At 40.0% G+C, this 20,376-nt stretch carries 20 protein-coding genes and 2 pseudogenes; 5 read left to right on the forward strand and 17 right to left on the reverse strand.

Annotation, left to right across the window (positions count from 1 at the left end):
- Positions 1 to 18: 18 nt before the first annotated feature.
- Positions 19 to 873, reverse strand: coding sequence for a type 1 periplasmic-binding domain-containing protein (locus tag KP78_RS18215; RefSeq protein WP_131272643.1), 855 nt, complete (start codon positions 871 to 873; stop codon positions 19 to 21).
- 90 nt (positions 874 to 963) lie between these two features.
- Here KP78_RS18215 and KP78_RS18220 point away from each other — a divergent pair, with 90 nt between their 5' ends.
- The gene (locus KP78_RS18220; protein WP_041091100.1) at positions 964 to 1,281 is read left to right on the forward strand and encodes a thioredoxin family protein; all 318 of its coding nucleotides are present in this window, start codon (positions 964 to 966) and stop codon (positions 1,279 to 1,281) included.
- Between the two features lie 132 nt (positions 1,282 to 1,413).
- On the forward strand, positions 1,414 to 2,166 hold the full coding sequence (locus tag KP78_RS18225; RefSeq protein WP_041091102.1) for an HAD family hydrolase: 753 nt from the start codon (positions 1,414 to 1,416) through the stop codon (positions 2,164 to 2,166).
- A gap of 441 nt (positions 2,167 to 2,607) precedes the next feature.
- On the opposite strand, the pseudogene KP78_RS18230 reads toward KP78_RS18225, so the two are convergent.
- A pseudogene (locus KP78_RS18230) lies at positions 2,608 to 3,565 on the reverse strand (aldo/keto reductase).
- Positions 3,566 to 3,881: 316 nt separating this feature from the next.
- Between KP78_RS18230 and KP78_RS18235 the strand changes: the two are divergent.
- Positions 3,882 to 6,968 carry an efflux RND transporter permease subunit gene (locus KP78_RS18235; RefSeq protein WP_041091103.1) on the forward strand — a complete coding sequence of 1,029 codons (3,087 nt, stop codon included), beginning with the start codon at positions 3,882 to 3,884 and terminating at the stop codon, positions 6,966 to 6,968.
- A 167-nt stretch (positions 6,969 to 7,135) separates the two neighbouring features.
- Here the strand turns inward: KP78_RS18235 and KP78_RS18240 are convergent, their stop codons facing one another.
- The 3 genes from KP78_RS18240 to KP78_RS18830 all read right to left on the reverse strand — a co-directional run bounded on the left by KP78_RS18240 (position 7,136) and on the right by KP78_RS18830 (position 9,191).
- On the reverse strand, positions 7,136 to 8,419 hold the full coding sequence (locus KP78_RS18240; protein ID WP_041091166.1) for an alkaline phosphatase: 1,284 nt from the start codon (positions 8,417 to 8,419) through the stop codon (positions 7,136 to 7,138).
- Between the two features lie 91 nt (positions 8,420 to 8,510).
- On the reverse strand, positions 8,511 to 8,744 hold the full coding sequence (locus KP78_RS18825) for a hypothetical protein (RefSeq protein WP_052474938.1): 234 nt from the start codon (positions 8,742 to 8,744) through the stop codon (positions 8,511 to 8,513).
- A gap of 141 nt (positions 8,745 to 8,885) precedes the next feature.
- Entirely contained in the window at positions 8,886 to 9,191 is a 306-nt protein-coding gene (locus tag KP78_RS18830) for a hypothetical protein (protein WP_052474939.1), read from the reverse strand.
- Between the two features lie 20 nt (positions 9,192 to 9,211).
- On the opposite strand from KP78_RS18830, the pseudogene KP78_RS19495 reads away from it, so the two are divergent.
- Positions 9,212 to 10,210 (forward strand): annotated as a pseudogene (locus tag KP78_RS19495) (IS4 family transposase); the annotation flags it as partial.
- A 73-nt stretch (positions 10,211 to 10,283) separates the two neighbouring features.
- On the opposite strand, the gene KP78_RS18250 reads toward KP78_RS19495, so the two are convergent.
- From KP78_RS18250 to KP78_RS18275, 6 genes are all read right to left on the reverse strand, one after another.
- Positions 10,284 to 10,535, reverse strand: a complete 252-nt coding sequence (locus tag KP78_RS18250) for a type B 50S ribosomal protein L31 (RefSeq protein WP_041091105.1) — start codon at positions 10,533 to 10,535, stop codon at positions 10,284 to 10,286.
- A gap of 143 nt (positions 10,536 to 10,678) precedes the next feature.
- Entirely contained in the window at positions 10,679 to 11,638 is a 960-nt protein-coding gene (locus KP78_RS18255) for a siderophore ABC transporter substrate-binding protein (RefSeq protein ID WP_041091107.1), read from the reverse strand.
- Between the two features lie 31 nt (positions 11,639 to 11,669).
- Positions 11,670 to 12,428, reverse strand: a complete 759-nt coding sequence (locus tag KP78_RS18260; protein WP_041091109.1) for an iron ABC transporter ATP-binding protein — start codon at positions 12,426 to 12,428, stop codon at positions 11,670 to 11,672.
- Positions 12,428 to 13,372, reverse strand: a complete 945-nt coding sequence (locus tag KP78_RS18265) for an iron chelate uptake ABC transporter family permease subunit (RefSeq protein WP_041091111.1) — start codon at positions 13,370 to 13,372, stop codon at positions 12,428 to 12,430. The genes KP78_RS18260 and KP78_RS18265 overlap by 1 nt, the downstream gene beginning before the upstream one ends.
- Positions 13,362 to 14,327, reverse strand: coding sequence for an ABC transporter permease (locus KP78_RS18270; RefSeq protein ID WP_041091112.1), 966 nt, complete (start codon positions 14,325 to 14,327; stop codon positions 13,362 to 13,364). Before KP78_RS18270 ends, KP78_RS18265 begins: the two co-directional genes overlap by 11 nt.
- A gap of 144 nt (positions 14,328 to 14,471) precedes the next feature.
- The gene (locus tag KP78_RS18275) at positions 14,472 to 14,912 is read right to left on the reverse strand and encodes a MarR family winged helix-turn-helix transcriptional regulator (protein WP_041091167.1); all 441 of its coding nucleotides are present in this window, start codon (positions 14,910 to 14,912) and stop codon (positions 14,472 to 14,474) included.
- A gap of 186 nt (positions 14,913 to 15,098) precedes the next feature.
- On the opposite strand from KP78_RS18275, the gene KP78_RS20355 reads away from it, so the two are divergent.
- Positions 15,099 to 15,275, forward strand: coding sequence for a hypothetical protein (locus tag KP78_RS20355; protein WP_200889242.1), 177 nt, complete (start codon positions 15,099 to 15,101; stop codon positions 15,273 to 15,275).
- A 639-nt stretch (positions 15,276 to 15,914) separates the two neighbouring features.
- On the opposite strand, the gene KP78_RS19500 is transcribed toward KP78_RS20355, so the two are convergent.
- The 6 genes from KP78_RS19500 to hxlR form a co-directional block, all read right to left on the reverse strand.
- Entirely contained in the window at positions 15,915 to 16,049 is a 135-nt protein-coding gene (locus tag KP78_RS19500) for a YpzI family protein (RefSeq protein WP_084220154.1), read from the reverse strand.
- Positions 16,050 to 16,231: 182 nt separating this feature from the next.
- Entirely contained in the window at positions 16,232 to 17,527 is a 1,296-nt protein-coding gene (locus KP78_RS18285; protein WP_041091116.1) for a DEAD/DEAH box helicase, read from the reverse strand.
- 176 nt (positions 17,528 to 17,703) lie between these two features.
- The gene (locus KP78_RS18290) at positions 17,704 to 18,621 is read right to left on the reverse strand and encodes an NAD-dependent epimerase/dehydratase family protein (RefSeq protein WP_041091117.1); all 918 of its coding nucleotides are present in this window, start codon (positions 18,619 to 18,621) and stop codon (positions 17,704 to 17,706) included.
- A gap of 468 nt (positions 18,622 to 19,089) precedes the next feature.
- Positions 19,090 to 19,740 carry a DsbA family oxidoreductase gene (locus tag KP78_RS18295; RefSeq protein ID WP_052474941.1) on the reverse strand — a complete coding sequence of 217 codons (651 nt, stop codon included), beginning with the start codon at positions 19,738 to 19,740 and terminating at the stop codon, positions 19,090 to 19,092.
- Between the two features lie 29 nt (positions 19,741 to 19,769).
- Complete coding sequence (locus tag KP78_RS21010) at positions 19,770 to 19,898, reverse strand: pirin-like C-terminal cupin domain-containing protein (RefSeq protein WP_268747538.1); 129 nt, start codon at positions 19,896 to 19,898, stop codon at positions 19,770 to 19,772.
- A gap of 42 nt (positions 19,899 to 19,940) precedes the next feature.
- Positions 19,941 to 20,306 (reverse strand): transcriptional activator HxlR, encoded by a 366-nt coding sequence (gene hxlR, locus KP78_RS18300; RefSeq protein ID WP_041091119.1) that lies wholly within the window; start codon positions 20,304 to 20,306, stop codon positions 19,941 to 19,943.
- Positions 20,307 to 20,376 lie beyond the last annotated feature (70 nt).

Raw genomic sequence — 20,376 nt, forward strand, 5'->3', positions numbered from 1 at the left:
TATGTACCTTTAACTAGTCTAAACGGGGGTGGCGGCAGATTGTGTCCAATCAGCACGCTCCTCAATTCTATCAATCAATCGGCTTGTCGAACGTTCTGCTAACATTTCAATTGGCTGTTCGACCGTTGGAAAGGAAAGAAACATTGAAATTGGCTGGTGGTCAAAACCTAATACAACGAGCGTACTGCTTGAATTACGGTATAGTAGATAGCCTGTTGCCGTTTGATCAGAGCCAGTAAAAACAGTTTTTGGCTGTTCATCTATTTTGTCCAGTTTCTCATGCAACTCAATCCCATCAAACATACCAGTTCCACTTGTTAATTTAATCACCCTTTCTTCTTTGAAACCGAGCCCGTTTGCCATTATATAATCCTTATAAGCTGCGAGGCGACCGTTTCTTACAATTCCTGTTTGTCCATGAAGACAAACAGCAAGCTTTGAACATCCTATTTCTTCATGCAGAAAATGAAATCCCTCAACTGCACTTTCATAATGGTCCATATAAACCGAAAACCTGGAGAGATCAGAGAATGGCAGATTGCTACAGACGATAATCGGTAATTGTTCCATCTCTTGTCGAATATCTTCCGGTTCGTAAATCAGCTCTGTAAAAAGAAGGCCATCTGGCCGCTTTTGCTGAAGAAGCTGAATAAATTCCTTTTCTTTTTCTATATTTCCTGAAGTTTGACAAATCATTAGTTGTATACAAGATCTAGATTTATACGTTACAACATGCTCAAGAAGGGCACTAAAATAAGGATGGTCAATAGCTGGGACAACAAAATCAATCGTGTTCGTTTGTCTCTTTTTTAAATTCACAGTATGAATGTCAGTAACTTCTATTATTAAACCATTTTTAATGAGCGTAATCATATCATACTATGAGATTGGAGATGGGATGAAGGCAATTGTTTTGCCAATTTTTCAAAGAAAGATTATGATCGAGGCCAGGAGGGATGAAAAATGCAAGAAATTAAAACAAATGAATTATTTAAAGAAGTCGTTGAGAGCAAGGATGCTGTAATCATAAAATTTACAGCTGGCTGGTGCCCGGATTGCCGTAGAATGGATATGTTTATTGGTGATATTATGGAAGAACATAACGAGTATAAGTGGTATGAAATCGACCGCGATGAATTTCCCAAGCTTGCTGAGAAACATCAAGTAATGGGAATTCCGAGCTTGCTTATTTTCAAAGATGGTGAAAAACTCGCCCACCTTCATTCAGCAAACGCAAAATCGCCAGAGCAGGTTACAGAATTTCTTTCAGCCCAAAAATAGTTCGACAACAAGCGGCCAAGTTGGCCGCTTTTTATACCCTATCAGAATAATAGTGAAATTGGCTTTACACTCTGCAAAATCGACTTTATGCTAATATACATAACAAAATGCATTCAATGGGGAGTGAGCCAAATGGAAAAAAGAAAAATCATCATCGACGGTGAAGTTGTATCAGCTTCTGTTATTGCCTTTGATAAGGATGGGACATTATTTCAAGCTGAACCTTTCTGGCTTGCTTTAAATGATGAGAGAAAAAAACACTTCATGGCTATAGCGGGGGAAGAATACGGACATGAATGGGATCATATGATGGGGGTTAACGGAAATAAGGTTGATCATCACGGACTTCTCGCTATTGCTGGTGAGCAGGAAGAACAAATAGCCATTGCCGCATTGCTCTATAAATCCACTAAGATCCCTTGGATAGCCTGCGTAACGCAGGCAAAGAAATTGCTCAATAAAAGCAATCAGGAATTGGACATCCAATCCTCATTTCAACCTTATGATGATGCAGTAGCGTTAATGCGTTCCCTCAAGCAAGCCGGCTACGTCGTTGGAATCGTCACCTCTGATCAACATGCCAGAACCATTGAATGCCTTAAACTGATCGGAATGGAAAAAGAAATGGATTTTGTCGTTACCCCTGCTGATGTACAAAATGGAAAACCAGCACCGGATATGCTCAAAAAAGTATGTAGAAACTTTACCATTCCAAGTGAAGAGTTACTCGTAATTGGTGACAGTATTGTAGATTCGCTGATGGCGAGAGCAGCAGGATGTAAAAGTGTCGCCGTCCACTCACACGAAAGCATGCGTCAAGCCTTATTAGATTCTTCCAACTATGTGATCGAACGACTTTCAGAGATCTCTGTTAAGTGGGAATAGGCTTTAAGTATTCACTTTTGACTTATTAGCATATGATTGTATGAAAAAGTGAAAAGCGTTATTATGCGGCTAATAGTAAGAGGCGATTCCTGCTGCCAATTATACTAATAAAGGAGTTCTATCTATCTTTCAAGACGTCATAAAAAATGGAGATAACTCCTAAAAATAGGTTTTAAAGGGAGTCCTTCATTCACATTCAAATGGTTTGATCCAGCCTCATTGACTCATCGCTTTAAGCAAAAAAATCGGAGAGGTTGATCACAATGCTATGGATGAAAATTGTGATGATCGGAATGTTTTCCATTACTGCAATCAGCTTGTTTGTTTTTCAAAGTATAGAAATCTTTCAAGCTTTCTTGGAGATCATGAAAAAGAAGTAAACAGTCGTAAAGGAGCGAATAGAAACAAGTCCATTCACTCCTTTTTCCTTGTGAAATTTTATTAATTGTCCCAATTTGGCAGCTCTTCCTCTGAATAGCGCAATCCTGCAGTTACTGTCTTAGGTGCCACAACTCCGTTTGTGCCAATTCCTCTTTCGTTAGTTCAATATCAGCTGCTTCAATATTTTCTTCTAAATAATTGACTCGTTTCGTACCAGCAATCGGAACGGCATCCTGAGCCAGCAGCCATGCCAATGCCAGCTGGGAAGACTTGACTCCTTTTTGATTAGCAATTTCCTCTATTCGTTTAACTAAATCAAGGTTTTTATAGAAATTCTCTCCTTGAAATCGGAGAGAACAACGACAGTAATCATCTTCTGCTAAATTGTCAAAGTGCTGAATTTGTCCAGTGAAAAAATCTTTACCAAGCGGACTATAAGCGACAAAATCAATCCCGATTTCTTTACATTCCGGTAGAATTCCATCTTCTACATCCCTGCTCCATAGAGAATACTCCGTTTGCAATGCTGTAATTGAATGAACAACATATGCCCTTTTTATCGTACTTGGAGAAGCTTTTCAGATAAACCTAATCAACGCACTTTTCTTTCTCTCACCAAATCACTCATTGCCCCAACCGTTTCTTCGATAGGCACATCAGGATCCATACGATGCTGATAATAAAGATCAATGTGATCCACACCTAAGCGCCGAAGACTTGCTTCACAAGCTGATTTGACATATTCGGGCCGGCCATTCACACCTTCATAAGACCCTCCTTCACCTCTTACACCCCCGAACTTCGCAGCCATCACGGCGCACCCTATTAGCTCTTCGTGCTTGCCAGTTCCATGTATATCCGCTGTATCCCAAAAGTTAAGACCTAAATCCAACGTGCGCTGAATCGTTTTAATCGATTGATCGTCATTTTGTCCACTATAAAAATTCGAGATTCCCATACACCCTAAACCGATCACAGATACTTCCAATTTACTCGTTCCCAGTCTTCTTTTCTTTATTCACGATCCACATTCTTTTCAACGGCTTATCGTTAATCAGCATCCCTTTATCCACGCTAAAAAACACTAATCAAAATTTCAACCATACATCCTAAAGATCAATGTAAATATATGCAAAAAGCAACTTGATCGAAAGAGCACAAGATAAAACCGGCTTATTATTGACACTCCTGTCGAAAACGATACAATGAAAGTGAACGAACACATGCCACATAATAAACATTGATATATATGTATTTTCGTACGCTTTCGTTCGCTAAAGGGGTCTGACCCCTTTAGCGAACGAAAGCAAAGCGATTATAAAGGAGGAATTGAGATGTTGGAGTGGATTTTGAAACGATCGAAAATTTTTATGGTTCTGATTGTATTATTTTTACTTATTGGTGTGATGACTTTTTTTCAGCTTCCACAGAGAGAAATTCCTGAGACGTCTGTAAATATTGGGACAGTTTCAACTTTTTATCCAGGTGCGACACCTGAGACGGTTGAAAGAACCATTACAAATCCGTTAGAACAAGAGATTTTATCGATAGATGGTGTTGAAGAAGTGTCTTCTTCCTCTGCCTCCGGTTTTTCTACCATATTGATTACGGTCGAAGAGAATGCTGATATAAAGGAGGTTTTTGCAAGTATCCGCCAGGAAGTATCTGATTCATCTTCTTTGTTTCCGGAAGAGGTCTTCCCCCCCACTGTCAAAGAGGCTAGTATTAATTTCCCTATTGTTTCGTACATGCTAACGAGCGAAAACCCAGATGACTTAGCCAAGCTAAAGCCGCTTTTGGATAATTGGCAAGACGAAGTAAGCGAATTACCAGGTGTATCAAACACAATTGTGAAGGGGGTTCAGGAGGAAGAAATAGTCCTTACGCTAGATTCTGCGGCACTTTCTGAAAATGGACTTTCAATTCCTGCTGTACTTTCAGCAATCGAGGATGAATTTAATCCGGTTCCTCTCGGTAAACAGGATATTGAAGGAACCGTGTATCAGCTTTCCATTGATTCATATCGTTCTTTCGAAGAAATGAAACAAGTGATCATCGGTCAAAACCAGCAAGGAAATACAGTTACACTCCTTGATATCGGGACTGTTAACCTGACTCCTAAAAAGTCGCAGGATCTGATTACCTACGATGGTACACCCGCCCTATCCTTCACTGCTTTTGTTGAAGAAGGTCAGGATATTCCATCTATAGATCAAACGGTTGTCAGTAAGGTTGAGGAATTAGCTGAGACATTGCCAAGTGAAGTTCAGCTTGTTCAATATTATTCGCAGGCAAGCTTAGTTAACGATATCTTTAGCAGCTTATTTACATCGCTTGCGATCGCTGTCATTGCTGTTGTCGTTACGAGTACAATCGGGCTAACGCTAGGTGGTGCTGTTATTGTGACGGCAGCTGTGCCAATGTCTGTACTCATTGGCATCATTCCCTTGCCATTTGCCGGAGTCGATTTAAATACCATTTCGATCATCGGCGTCATTATTGCGCTTGGAATCTTGGTGGATGACTCCATCGTCGTAAATGATAATATTCAGCGTCGTTTTCAAATGGGAGACTCTGCGTTGCAGGGTGTTTTAACAGGCGTAAAAGAAGTTTGGAAAACCATTGTCACCTCTTCATTAGCCATCGTTTTTACGTTTTTGCCGCTTGTCTTTTTATCAGGAGGAAACGGTGCATTTATTCGTGCTTTACCCGCTATTTTAATTACGACCATCATTGCTTCAACCTTTGTGGCATTGTTTTTTGTACCAATGATGCGTTATCGCTTTTACAAATCAACAAACAAAAAAGTATCAGATTCTCCTGGTTTATTAGGTCGTCCGCTAAATTGGATTGCAGATTTCTATGCTGATCGAATTTTAACGAAAACCTCTAAGCATCCTTTTTGGACTGGGTTTATTGGACTTTTCATTTCCACTGCTTTGTTTGGATTAATCGTATTGACGCCATTCGAATTTTTTCCGGCCGCGGATCGCGAGGAGGTAACGATTGATGTGACATTGCCAATCGGGACTCCACTCAATGAGACATTAAACAAGCTGGAAGAGATGGAAGCTTTGATTAAAGAGGATGAAGGCGTTTATGAGACTTCTATTTTTGCTGGTACAGGATTACCGAATCTTTTTAACAGTTCATTGGAAGTTTCAGGTGATTACACAGGGCAAATTGTTGCACGTGTGGATCGTGAAAACCAAACGACTAAAGGGTTAATTGACGAATGGACGGACCCATTAAGAGAACAATTTCCTGAAGCGGTGATTTTTCTGGAAACCATTCAGCAAGGACCACCAGTAGGTGCACCTGTAACCGTAACGATTAAAGGTCCGGAGATGGATCAGCTTCTAACTCTTCTCAACACAATCAAAGACGATATTGAAGCACTTGGTACTGATCTGGTACTTGATAATATCGGTAAAGAAGAACCCACTATTTTATATGTGCCAAATCGTCCTGTCCTGGAAGAAAACAATTTGACAGTCAAACAAATCAGTGAACTAATTCGTCTTGTGACGGAAGGAATTCCAATGGCTGGATTTGATGATGGTGTGAATGAGTATGATATGAGGATCACCATGGATCCTGCTGAACAGGGAGAAGACATTGATTTAAGCAGTCTATCATTGCCTTCAGAAAACGTGAATCCCCAAGGTCCTCCTGCTTTTGTGACATTGGATAATCTCGTCACAGCTCAGAAGTCAGAGCAGCTGCAGCGTATTCCTCATTCAGACGGTGAACGTTCGATTACACTGCGGGCATTTCCAGGAGAAGTGGAAGAATTAGATACAAAAGTTCAAAGAATTGTAAACGACGTAAGATCTGAGTTAAACGATGATAACTACAGCATCTCCGTTGGCGGTGAAAATGATGCCCAAAATGACTTTTTCTCTGAAATCATCTTTTTGTTCACCATTGTTTTATTCTTGGTGTATTTATTATTTGCTTTCCAATTTAATTCGTTATCATTGCCTTTCCTTATTTTAATTGCCGTGTATTTAGCTTTAGCTGGAGCGATTTTGGGATTATTCATAACACAAACCCCTATCAGCTTCCTCGCAGTGATGGGAATGGTTTCGTTAACTGGAGTTGTGGTAAGAAACTCGGTAATGTTAGTTGAATTTATTGAACAAGGATTGAAAAATGGTATGAAGGTCCGAGATGCTGTCATTGAATCTGGACGTATTAGAATACGGCCAATTCTACTTACTGCCATCACGTCCATAGTAGCATTAGCTCCTGTAGCAATAAGCGGAGATCCGCTCTTTACTCCGTTAGCCATTACGATTATTTCAGGCATTCTGTTCTCTACACTGCTGACCCTAATTATCGTACCAATGCTCTACCTTGTGTTACTTAAATTCAGAAGACGCGGAAAAGAACTGAGGGCTTCAGGACAAATAGAATAAATAGGAAGAGGCATGAGCGATGCGCATGCCTCTTCCCTTTTTTCATATTTTCATATACCAGCGAACAGTATAATTCAGTCCTGGCAAGGGTTCAATGACACTTTCGTTCGTTAAAGGGGTCTGACCCCTTTAACGAACGAAAGTGTTTCTTGTCATGTTCTATTCGATTACAAATTAAAGTCCATTGCTTCTGCAAGCTTGTGAGCGATGTCGGTGTTATTGATAAGTCCCGCAAATTTTTCATACTTTGGTCCGTATGCATATACGGGTACGTCGACGCCGGTATGAACGCTTGTTGTCCAACCGATAAGTGCTTTATCACTGATAATACGATTAATAGTCATAGGCAGATTCTCTTCCGTAGCCTCTTTAATTAGTTGTTCCTGTTTATCCGTTATCTTAAGTGTGGTATTTTTTTCAACCACTTCGCGTGCATTGGAACGATCATTTGAAAGCTCTTCTGCCATTTTATCGCCAGTAGCTATAACATTTCTGATGACATCCATATTAACATCATATTGATCGTTTGAGCCGACAGTCATCCCTCCTGTTTCGTGATCTCCGGCAATCACGACAAGGGTTTGTTTATCTTGTTCTGCAAAATTCAATGCGGCTTTTACTGCTCCTTCAAAATCCTTTATTTCATGCATGGACCACGCAGCATCATTTGCATGACCTGCCCAGTCGATCTGGCTGCCTTCAACCATTAAGAAAAAACCATCTTTATTTTGTGTAAGTATCTCTATGGCTGAACTCGTCATTTCTGCAAGGCTCGGTTGATTTTTTCTAGAACGCTCAAGTGCTGTAGCAAGCGCTTCTTCAGTAAACAGACCAATGACCTTATCCATTTCCCCACTCTTTTTCAACGCATCTCTTGATTTAATAATCGTATAGCCTTTCCCTGCAGCACCCTTCATCATACTCTCTGAGAAGTATCGTGCTCCACCGCCAAAAAGAACGTCGATATCTTGTTCAATTAACTGCGGTGCTATTTTCTCTTGATCTGATCGTGAAGCCACATGAGAGCCAAAAGCCGCTGGTGTCGCATGTGTAATGGCAGATGTCACCACTAAACCGGCTGCTTTTCCGTTTTCTTTGGATTCTTCAAGTATCGTCTTGAATTCCTTTCCATTCGGCGACATGCTAATCATGCCATTATTTGTTTTCTCTCCAGTCGCCATCGCCGTACCTGCTGCTGCAGAATCTGTTACTGCTGTATTTGCTGAATATGTTTTCATCATTCCGACGAGATGCATATCCATTATGCTGTTTTCTCCCTTAAACCAACGATAAGCGGCAGCTTGAGAAGAAGAAAAGCCATCTGGAATCATTAAAATAACATTTTTCACAGCTGCGTCTTCTGTCTCTTTTTTTGTCTCCAGTTGGGTTGCACCGATAGATCCTCCAACAACTAAGCCTGCTGCAATCATAAAAACGAATAATTTTCGCATAAAAATAAGCTCCTTTCTTAACGAATGGATGGTTTTCACACGATTAGTATGTACAGCCTTTCTATGATGAACAATCGTTTTATCATTTCTTTTAACGGAATAAAAACAATTCATTTGCTGAACCAATGAATGCGCCGATATCCATTGCAAATGTATTAAATTGTTCTTTTGCTGCCGCAATTTCTTCTTCGTCCTGTGCAACTACTGCAGCCACTAACACACCTTCTGCTTCAATATGATTTTCTGTCCAAACCTTTTCAAATGCAGCCGCACCTTCATCACCATAAATGGATGCAATGGCTCCTTTAAAGTCAGCAGTATGCAAAATCTGCTGCCCATGTTACAAAATCATAATCAGCAGCCCCATAACCACAAATGCGTAGTGTTCTGAAGCTAGATTATTTAACATTGATCGCAGTTCAACTGCGGGAGCATCTATCGTATCATCAACAAATTTCTCAGGAAATTACGCAACAATAGCTCCAGACAATTTCGTTGAAATATCAAACATACGGTCGTAGCCTTCAGCTGTAAAGCTCTCAAAAAAAGAGATGACGTCTGCTTCATGTGCTCGAATCGCTTCTTCAGCTGCGGCTTGAGGAAGATTTCCTTCAGTTGCGGCATCAAGGAATCCTGCAAATTCTACAACAAATGCTGCAGCACCCTCTTCACCATAAATTGATGCGATTGCTGGTGTCATATCTGCTGCATTTTGATCAAGGCCAGTGTTTACAGCTTCTGCATCAGCCGCATCCGAAAAAGATTTTGTCATAGCATTTGTTGCTAATACAGTTTGATCGCAATCGGAGTATACAGGTCGAGTTACTTGCCCGTTGTTTTGATCACGCTTCTCTTAAAATGCGATTTTATAAAGGATTTCGAATGCTTACATTAGGTTGGCCACACGGTCACACATTTATGCCAATCGACTTCTCTTTACTAAGCTCAAAAACATCTTCTATATAATGGAATCAACGAAGAAGTTGATAAACGATGTTCTGAGTATAAACGACGCAAAGAAGCGCTCCAGTCTGCCCCTGATCAAATCCCAGCGATGATTGAACGGGCATTATCCAAGGGAATTGAAGCTTCTTACGTTTTGATGGATACAAGGTTTACTCAACAACCTCTCATAAAGCCATTGTCGAACAAGGACTGGATGTCATTGGAATGGTGAAGAATGCCAAGCAACGCTATCAGATTAATGGCCGAATGGTTTCATTAAAGAACTCGATCGGTCTGCATCGCCACTTCAAGGCAAGAAAGGGCTTCTCCGTTCGATTACGACCACGATGGCAAACGGCGTACCTGTAAAAGTCGTGTTTGTTCAAAATCGTAATAAGAAAAGGGAGTGGCTTGCCATTTTAAGCTGGGATTGCACACTTTCTGAACAAGATATCGTCCGCATTTACGGGAGCCGTTGGGATATTGAAGTGTTCTTTAAGACGACAAAGTCGCACCTTCGCTTACAAAAAAAGTTCCAAGGTCGCTCGTATGACTTACTCATCAGTCATACAACCATTGTTTTTACTAGATACATTGTACTTTCATGGCAACACCGTTGTCACACGGATGAACGGACACTAGAGCTTATTTTACGACCTCTGTGACGAAGTGAATGAACTCGATTGGTCTGTTTCATTGCAGCAACTAATCGAGCTTCTTCAAGATGTATTGAAGAAGACGAATAAACAAACCCAACAACTACTTGAAAATCAACGATCACAATGGCTTGCAGGTGTACCAAGCTACATCAGGGCGTACCTGCCTACTTTGGTTTGCGAAAGTTGAGTAAATAACTTTAAAAAGCAAAAATGCCTGTATTGAGATCGACTCTCTATACAGACATTTTTTCTATCACCCATTATGACTGTTTCATGCCGTATTTTTTCATAAAGCGCTCAGCACGACCATCTTTATCAGCAAATTTTTGTCTTCCTGTATAGAACGGATGAGTGTCAGAGCTGACTTCTACCTTGATTAGCGGGTAGGTGTTCCCATCCTCCCATTCGATCGTCTCGTTCGAGGATTTCGTTGAGCCTGTTAAAAATTTAAATCCTGAATTTGTGTCCAGGAAAACGACTTTATGGTAGCCAGGATGTATCGTTGGTTTCATGTTTATTCCTCCTAAAAAAGTAATACAATCATTTAATCGTAATGATTACGATTATCTTTTAATAAGATAACATACTCTTTACTCTTTGTAAAACAAAAAGGACATCTCCTTTTACAGTAGAAAACTGTAAAAGGAGATCATCCTTATAAACCTGCTTCGATTTCATTCACCATTTCCTGAACAGAGACTAATCCTCCGCCAGAAAGATACCAATAGTCTGGATCTAAATAAACGATATGATCATTTTGGAAGGCTTTTGTTTTTTGAACGAGTTCATTTTCAACAACCTGTTTAGCTGAAGACTCTCCATCAGCAACAGCAGCTCCGCGGTCAACGACGAATAAGTATTCTGGATCTTTTTCGACAATATATTCAAATGAAATACTCTGTCCGTGTGTAGATACCTCGATATTTTCATCCACTGGTGTAAAGCCGAATACGTCATGAATGATTCCAAATCTTGAGCCTGCACCATACGCGCTTACTTTCCCATCATTCGCTAATGTAATCAGTGCATTCTTTCCTTCTGCTTTCACTTTTTCCTGTAGCTGATTAATTGATTGCTCTATTACTGCAAGCTGATCTGCTGCTTCTTCCTCTTTTCCAAAAATCTCACCTAATGTCGTTACATTTTCTTCAAAAGATTCCATGTAGCGTGAAGTGTCGACTCCCATAAAAATCGTAGGAGCAATTTCGTGAAATTCATCGTATAGCTCTGCTTGACGGCCTGAAATAATAATAAGGTCAGGCTGCATTTCATTTATTTTTTCAAAGTCCGGTTCTTTTAGGCTCCCGGTGTTTTCATATTCACTGCCTTCATATTTTGAAAGATAGGATGGCACATTCTCTTGTGGAATACCCGCTATCTCAACACCCAATGCATCGAGTGAATCAAGTGTACCGAAATCAAAAACGACAACGGATTCAGGATTTTTTTCAAAAGTAGTTTCACCAAGTTCATGTGTGATCGTCATTTCTTCCTTTTCTGACTCAGCTGCTGCACCTGACGTGTTTTCTTCGTTTGCTGAATCACTTGATGCTCCGCATGCCGCAAGTATAATGGCAAATAGCCCGATCATGATCATAAATAATTGTTTTTTCATTATTATCTTCCTCCTATTTTTGATTGAATCTTTACGCATAATAAACACAAATTTTATTGTCATTGACATCTTTAATGTCAATATCCATGTCATAAATCTCCTTAAGGATATCCGGCTGAATAATCTCTTTCGTTTCTCCTTCCCTCAGCACCTTTCCATCTTTCATTGCGATAATATAATCTGAATAGCATGAGGCAAAATTAATGTCGTGTATGACAATTGCAACAGTTTTTCCTAAATCGTCCACAAGCTTTCGCAGCACCTTCATCATCTGAACGGCATGCTTCATATCTAAATTGTTTAATGGTTCATCGAGCAAAATATATTCCGTATCCTGTGCAATGACCATAGCAAGGTAGGCACGCTGCTTTTGGCCTCCGCTCAGCTCGTCCAAATATGAATCCTGCATGTCGGTTAATTCCATGTACTCAATCGCTTTATTGACATGGTGCCAATCCTCCTTCGTCAATTTCCCCTGAGAATATGGAAAGCGTCCAAAAGAGACAAGGTCCTTCACAGTTAATCGAAGCGTAATATGGTTTGCTTGTTTTAATATGGAGATCTTTTTAGCAAGATCATTGCCCCGGCAGCGTGCGATATCCAGCTCGTCGATTGTGATCTCTCCCCCGTCCGCTGTCAGCAACCGGCTAACCATCGAAAGCAGCGTGCTTTTCCCAGCTCCATTCGGACCTATTAGCGAGGTGATTTTTCCTTTTTGAAGTGTAATGGATACATCACCAACCACCTTTTTTTTACCAAACATTTTAAAAACACCTTTTGCTACGACCATTATTTCCTCTCCTTTAACAATAAATATAGGAAGTATACGCCACCGACAAAGTTAATGATGACACTTAACGTAGTGGAAAATGTAAAAACATGTTCTACAAGAAGCTGTCCCCCAAACAATGCAATAATACTGAGAAAAACTGAAGCGACTAAAAGATAGGAATGGCGAAAGGTTTTCATCACTTCATATGTAAGATTAGCAACGAGGAGACCAAGAAACGTGATCGGTCCGACAAGCGATGTTGCAATGGAAATAAACAGTGCAATGACGAGAAATAATCGTTTAACTACATGGTCGTAATCAACCCCCAGATTGATTGCTTGCTCTTTTCCTAGTGAAAGAACATCTAAATACTTTAAGTAAGGCCAAACATACAATATTCCTATGCCGATTATGACAATCGAAAGCCAAACAAGATCTGTATGGATATTGTTAAAGCTTGCAAACATTTTATCTTGAACAATCTGAAACTCATTTGGATCGATCAATACCTGCATAAAGGTTGAGATGCTGGAAAAGAATGTCCCAAAAATGAGACCTAATAATAGAAGGAAATAAATGTTCTGTCCCTCTCGTTTAAACAAAAGCCGGTAAAGAATACCCGAGAACAGCACCATAACGATTACTGAAAGAAGAAAGTTCACATTCTTATTCATAATGGTTGCGCTTTGTGACCCTATGAGAAAAATCACAGTTGTTTGAAGCAGCATGTAAAGAGAATCCAAGCCTAATATACTAGGTGTTAATATTCGGTTATTCGTAATGGTTTGAAATATAACAGTGGAAATGGCGATCGTACCGCCTGTAATAACAATGGCGACAATCTTTATTCCTCTTCTCGGCAATATGTAGTCCCAATTGCCTCCTCCATTTATGAACATGTATAAACCAATTAGACATAGCGACAACATAGCCAGCAAAACAATTTTTATTTTAAGACGCATTAGACTTACTCCCTAACTTACTTCTCAATAGTAAATACACAAAAATCCCACTTCCAATTACCCCCACTGTCAAACTAATCGAAAGCTCATATGGAAAGATAACAATGCGCCCGATGATGTCACAAAACAGCACAAACAATGCACCAAGCAGAGCGGTATGAGGCAGATTTTTCTTTAAATGATCTCCTTGATAAATACTGACTATATTCGGAATAATCAAGCCGAGAAAAGGTATCATTCCAACCGTTAAGACAACAGAAGATGTAACAAAAGCAACAATCACTAGTCCAATATTCACGACGGTTTTGTAATTCAATCCAAGACTCTTTGAAAAATCTTCCCCCATTCCCGCAATGGTAAATTTGTTTGCAAACACATAGGCAAGGATCATGATCGGAATGCTGATATACATTAGCTCATACCGCCCGGACATGATCATCGAAAAATCACCCTGCATCCAAGAGGACATATTTTGGATTAAGTCATTTTTATACGCAAAAAAGGTGGCAATTGAGCTAATGATATTTCCAAACATTAAGCCGACCAGCGGAACAAAAATGACATCCTTAAATTTAATCCGGTCTAGGATTTTCATAAAAATAAATGTGCCAAGTAGAGCAAAAAGAAAAGCAATACTCATTTTTTGAAGCGGACTGGCGGAGGTGAAGATCATTAATGACACTAATACACCCAGTCTTGCTGAATCCATCGTACCTGCCGTAGTTGGAGACACAAATTTATTCCTGGTCAGCTGCTGCATGATCAATCCACAAATACTAATACTGGCTCCTGCGATTAAAATACTCACAAGACGCGGAACCCTTGAGACCCATAGAATATGTGCCTGATCCTCCGTTAGACTAAAAAGGTCAAGCGGTGTTAAGTCCGTTACCCCTATAAAAAGTGAGAGAACAGAAAACAGCAGCAAGGCACTTACTAAATAGCGTTTCTTCATAAGATATCCCATCTCTCTTTCATTGGGAAAAATTTTAGTGATAAAGAGAATCATTATCAATGAGTGTTAAAAAAATAAACGTTCAATGGTACTTCTTTTCTCAAACTAATACTTGTTGCAACAAGTATTAGTGTCAAAAAAGAATTATTCAAGATTTTTTCTTATTTGATCAAGTATGCGCAATGTGATTTCCAGTTCCTTCGGATCAATATTCATCGAAGCCTGATTAATCGTCATCGTTGCTAAAGCTTCCAACTCATGCTGTACTGCCTTCGTCTCTTCCGTTAAATAAATTAAATTAACGCGACGATCATCCTTTTGAGGAACGCGTCTAACAAGGTTGCGCTTAATTAAATTATCGATTAAACGAGAGATACCAGCTTGATCTCGTTCGTTTCGAATCGCCAATTGATTTTGCGTCTGACCATCCTCATCAAATAAACGGCTCAATACCTGCCACTGCTCATAGGACAAATTAAAATCATTGTCCTTGAAATTACGATTTAATCGACTGTTCATAAGTCGTGACGCTTGAAATAACTTGTATCCAAGGGAATCATCTAAATGATAATCATTTCGCTTCATATTCACAATTCCTTCTCCATTAAGTACAAACCTTATAGTAAAGGAAAATACTTGTTGATACAAGTATTTTTTGAAAACTCATTCTTTTTACGAGTATTTTTGATTTCCAAGCTAATCGAACATACTATCTTAATGCTTCCTTTTCATCTATAATTATTTATACAATCATACAAGGAGTTGATGAACATGAGTGATCAATCAAAAGCAAAAATGAGCCTGCAGGAAGCCGTAAAGCAGCAGCTTGCAAACAAAAAGAAACAAGCACAAAACAATGCATCCGCCAATAGCAGCACCTCGACTAAAAAATTAACAAGTCAACAAACAAAAAAAGTAAACAACCAACGCAGAAAAACGGGGTCATAAGAAAAGCGGAAAGCGGTCGTTCAACTGCGACAAGCACAAGACGAGCCGACATATTGGCGCTCTTTGCCAATATGTCGGCTTGACTTGTGACTTCGAGGGACTGGCCGCCGAAGCTGGATCTCATGAAAAGCGGAGGCGGCTCGCTTAGTCCCGACAAGCATAAGACGCAATGCCCTGGTTGGCATTCTTTACCAACTGTGGCGTTGTAGCTTGTGACCTCGAGGGACTGGCCGCCGAAGCTGGATCTCATGAAAAGCGGAGGCGGCTCGCTTAGTCCCGACAAGCATAAGACGCAATGCCCTGGTTGGCGTTCTTTGCCAACTGGGGCGTTGTAGCTTATGACCTCGAGGGGACTGGCCGCCGAAGCTGGATCTCATGAAAAGCGGAGGCGGCCTAATTTTTACAGACAGGAAGCATTTACAGGCCGGCGTGGAGCATTTGCAAGCCGTTAGAAAAATTTACAGGCCGTCGTGGCACATATACAAGCCGCTAGAGAAATTTACAAGCCGTGCTCCGTTATTTACATTTCGTCATCGAAATTTATCTGAATAAGAAAGCAATCGATAAACTCCTACAGTAAAAAGAGGATGATTAGACGGAATTTGATCCAGCTAATCACCCTCTAATCATTTATTCAACCTACTCCTCTATACTCTTACCTGCTTCTCCCTCTTTTTCAAGTCTGGCTGAGCCTGGGTAATGCAGGGCTTGGTCACGATCTGATTCCACTTTCTTTTTTTGTTTGAGTTTTTTCTCTTGTCGGTCTTTTCCCATTGTTATCACCTCTATTTATAAAGTTTCCAAGGGAGAGGTTTTTATTCTTACTTTTCTAACGATCGAAGATTCTCTTCCTCCCATTTGATTTTCACTGTCATCGCTAATTCACGATCGATGGAGGAATCATTTTCAAAAAAAACATGAATTCACATTGCTTTCACAAGGAATTCATGGCTATTTTATTTACTTCTATTACTGCCTCTTTTAGAAAGGGCAGGCTTTGGTGCGGTATGACCACCCAATCGCTGGTTTCTTTTTTTATTTTTTTCAATCTTCTCTTCGCGGCGCTCTTTCGGACTCATCGTACTTTTTTTAGCATTCTTGTCTTCTGGGTGACGATCATCCTCCGACGCATCTACTTCAACAACTTTTCGTTCAATTGTTTTTTGAATTCCTCGTTCAATGTCAGCAATCGCTTGCTTATCTTTTGGTGTGACGAAGGTAAAAGCAATTCCATCCTCCCCGGCCCGACCGGTTCGCCCAATTCGATGCACGTATCCTTCCACATCCTCTGGGACATCATAATTAAACACATGCGTTATACCCTCTACATCGATCCCGCGAGAAGCAACATCCGTAGCAACGAGAAGCTGGATTTTTGCAGATCGGAACCGCTTCATCACAATTTCACGTTTCGACTGTGACAAATCGCCATGCAGCTCGTCCACTTCATAGCCTTTTGCACGGAGCTCCCCATATAGCTTACTTACCCGGCGAATCGTTCTGCAAAAAATTATACCTAGAAACGGCCGAACCTCATCCACTGTTTTGCATAGCGCCCCAAGTTTCTGACGATCCGATACTTCAATAACAAAATGCCGGATTTCCTCAACCATATCCTCTTTGTCTTGAATATGAACAGTTTTTGGAGACGTCATATAACGTTTTGCTAATTTGCGAATATCCTTCGATAATGTCGCAGAAAACAGCGCCATCTGTTTATCAGCCTGTGTTAGCTCTATTACTTGCTCTACGTCCTCAAGAAAGCCAAAATGCAGCATTTGATCTGCCTCATCAAGCACAAGTGTAGAAACATGAGATAGATCAATCGTTTCTCTTCTCACATGGTCCAATAAACGTCCTGGTGTCGCTACTACCACATGGACCTGCTTCGCTAGCCGTTTAATCTGCTTATCTAAATCCTGTCCACCGTAGATTGAAAGGACATTAGGATACCCTTCTACTTGCAGCTTCTTTAGTTCCTCCGTTACCTGAATCGCAAGCTCTCGCGTCGGTGTTAAAATAAGAGCCTGTATATGTGTTTGAGCTGATTGAAGCTTTTCTATTACCGGCAATAAAAAAGCGAGCGTCTTACCTGTACCTGTTTTTGCCTGTACAAGTACATCCTCTCCCGCAACTAACAGCGGAATACTCTCTATTTGTACTGGAGTCGGTGATAAAATCATCTGCTCCTCTAATTTTTCACACAATGTCTGTTTAATTCCTAACGATTGAAAATCCTTCAAATCATTCACCTCTTATCTCTATTATACCTTTTTCGCCCCGTGTATAAATAGCGGATCCTTTCATTACGATTTGCTAGTGCAGAATGGGCTTATTAAATGGATAAAAGCAAGCTCAATAAAGAACTCGCTTTTATCCATTTAATAGAGTGATGAACAAGTAAAGTATGATGCCTGCTAACGTCAATTCAGTCGTGTTTTACTACAGAAGCATATGTGTTTTGCAACCCGTTCCAAATGTCCATTTCAGGTTTCCATTTTAAGAGATATCGTGCTTTTTTATTGTCAAGACAGCTATGCAGAATATCACCGGCTCTGCCGCTAGTGTAAGCTGATTCTATAGGTGCTTCTCGGATTGACTGCAGCATGCCAAATAGTTGATTGATGGAAACCTTCTGAGCCGTGCTGACTTGAATTGTTTCCTGGTCGCCATGGTCTATTGCCGCCATATTGGCACGCACAATATCCTTTACATGAATAAAATCTCTCGTCTGCTCTCCATTCCCATGAATGATCAGCGGATGATTATGTTTTATCCGATCTAAAAAAATGGCGATAACCCCACCTTCTCCTTTGGCTGTTTGACGCGGACCATATACATTGGCAAAGCGAAGAATCGTGTAACGCAATCCAAACATCTGGTAATAATAACGGACATACGATTCCGCTGCCCACTTTGAAAGCCCATAGCCGGATACAGGATCTGGCTTTTCTTCCTCTGAAATAAGCAGCTTATCATTTAGTCCATACACTGCGGCGGTTGAAGCCATTATTATTTTTTTTACTGAAGCTTCTCTGCACGCGTCCAGCACCATTAGCGTACCTGTAATATTAACAGCAGCATCATAAATAGGATCTGCTACTGAGCATGCTACATCAGCCTGAGCAGCTAAATGAAACACTAGGTCCGGTTTCACCTTTAAAATAATTTCTTTCGTTTGCTCTTTTCGAATATCTGCAAAATGAAAATGGGCTTCTTCCGGAATGAACTTCTCATTTCCGGAGCTTAAATTATCAATGATATGAACCTCTATACCTGACGCTAGTAATTCGTCTACCAAATGAGAGCCGATAAACCCTCCTCCACCAGTAACAACTGCCTTCATACTCCAAACTCCTTTTATCCTTTTTGTATTCTATGATGATTATTTCAAGGCGTACAAGTCATCTATCACAAAACAATGAAAAAAGGATAATTAACTGAAGCACCCTATAGGAAAGTAAATAATAGGAAAGGTAAATTGGAAGAATGAAGGAGTGGTCTATTAATCTTATTTCACAAAACTTTATCGCATACAAAACATATACAGAAATAACAAAAATTAAGTAATATTAGCTTTTTAAATATCAAATATGTACTCGATACCAAAAATATGATGAAAACGGTAAACAATCTCTAGGTTCTCAATGAAGGTGACGAACAGATCAAACTTATTTGCAAAATGAAAAAAGGCAGAATGCTTTTCAGCACGCTGCACTTTATCTTAATCAATTAAACTGGACTAGAATAGTACCGTACGGACGATAATTCAGATCTCCGAATAAATGTTTTCAGTTCGCCATTGGATGACCTATCAAACGGTCTTTTCGTTCTCTTCGTCCCATACTTTATTTAATACTTGAAGAAATGCTTCACTCGGCTGCGCACCGGATACCGCATACTTTTGTTGGAACACAAAGAAAGGAACACCGCTAATCCCAATTCTGCCCGCTTCCTGGACATCGTTTTGAACATGCTCTTTGTAGTTGTCTGATCCCAAAACAGCAAGTGCTTTTTCTTGATCAAGCCCGACTTCGGATGCAAGCCTGGCAAGGGTTTCATGATCTCCTATGTGAAGCGAATCCGTAAAGTAAGCCTTTAATAGACGCTCGGTAAGTTCTTTCATTTTTCCTTGCTCCGCTGCATAATGAGCCAAACGATGCGCGTCATACGTATTTGTATGAATCATTCTATCAAAATAATAATCCAGCCCAACCTCTTTTGCTTGCTGAGCGACTTGTTCATTCATTGTTTTTGCTTTTTCACGGCTCATGCCGTATTTTCCTGCAAGGACATCATGAACATCTTGATCAGGATCACGTTTTGCATTCGGATCAAGCTGGAAGCTCTTATACACAACCTCAACTTCATCACGATGTGAAAATTGAGAGAGGGCTTCTTCAAATCTGCGTTTTCCTATATAACAAAACGGACATACATAATCGGACCAAATTTCTACTTTCATCGAAAACACTCCTAAACTCTTTTTATACTTTAAGAGATTTTATCGAGAGAACCAAATTTTCCCTCTTGATCATCGCGACAGGCTTGTAGAATTTCTGCCATACTGCTCATCACAAAAGGGCCATATGCGACAATCTCTTCTTTTATTGGAACACTCAAGTATACAAGAATTTCCCATGCATAACCTTATGCTTCCCACTCTTAGTTAGCTGACTCATTTCTATCACCTTCATTAAGCTCGACTGTTTCCATATAATTTTTACCCCAGTTATACATTGATTCAAGAATAGGCATAAGTGTTTTTCCTTGTTCTGTCAAAGAATATTCTACTTTTGGAGGAACGACAGGGTAAACTTTACGATCTACAATAAGGTCTTCCTCAAGCTCTCTCAGCTGATTTACAAGCATTCTCTGAGTAATTCCCGGCATTAACGACTTTAATTCTCCAAACCGTTTTGTCCCTTCTTTACCTAAATGCCATAAAATCAACATCTTCCATTTACCACCTATAACAGAAAGCGTTAGCTCTTTTTCACAATTAAACATTTTATCTTGCATACGTGACATTTAATCCACCTCCAACTCTATTATAAATCATAGTATACTTTTTAACACTATGTAAATCAAAAGTATGTAC

The sequence above is a fragment of the Jeotgalibacillus soli genome, assembly GCF_000829435.1.
Taxonomy (GTDB): Bacteria; Bacillota; Bacilli; order Bacillales; family Jeotgalibacillaceae; genus Jeotgalibacillus; species Jeotgalibacillus soli.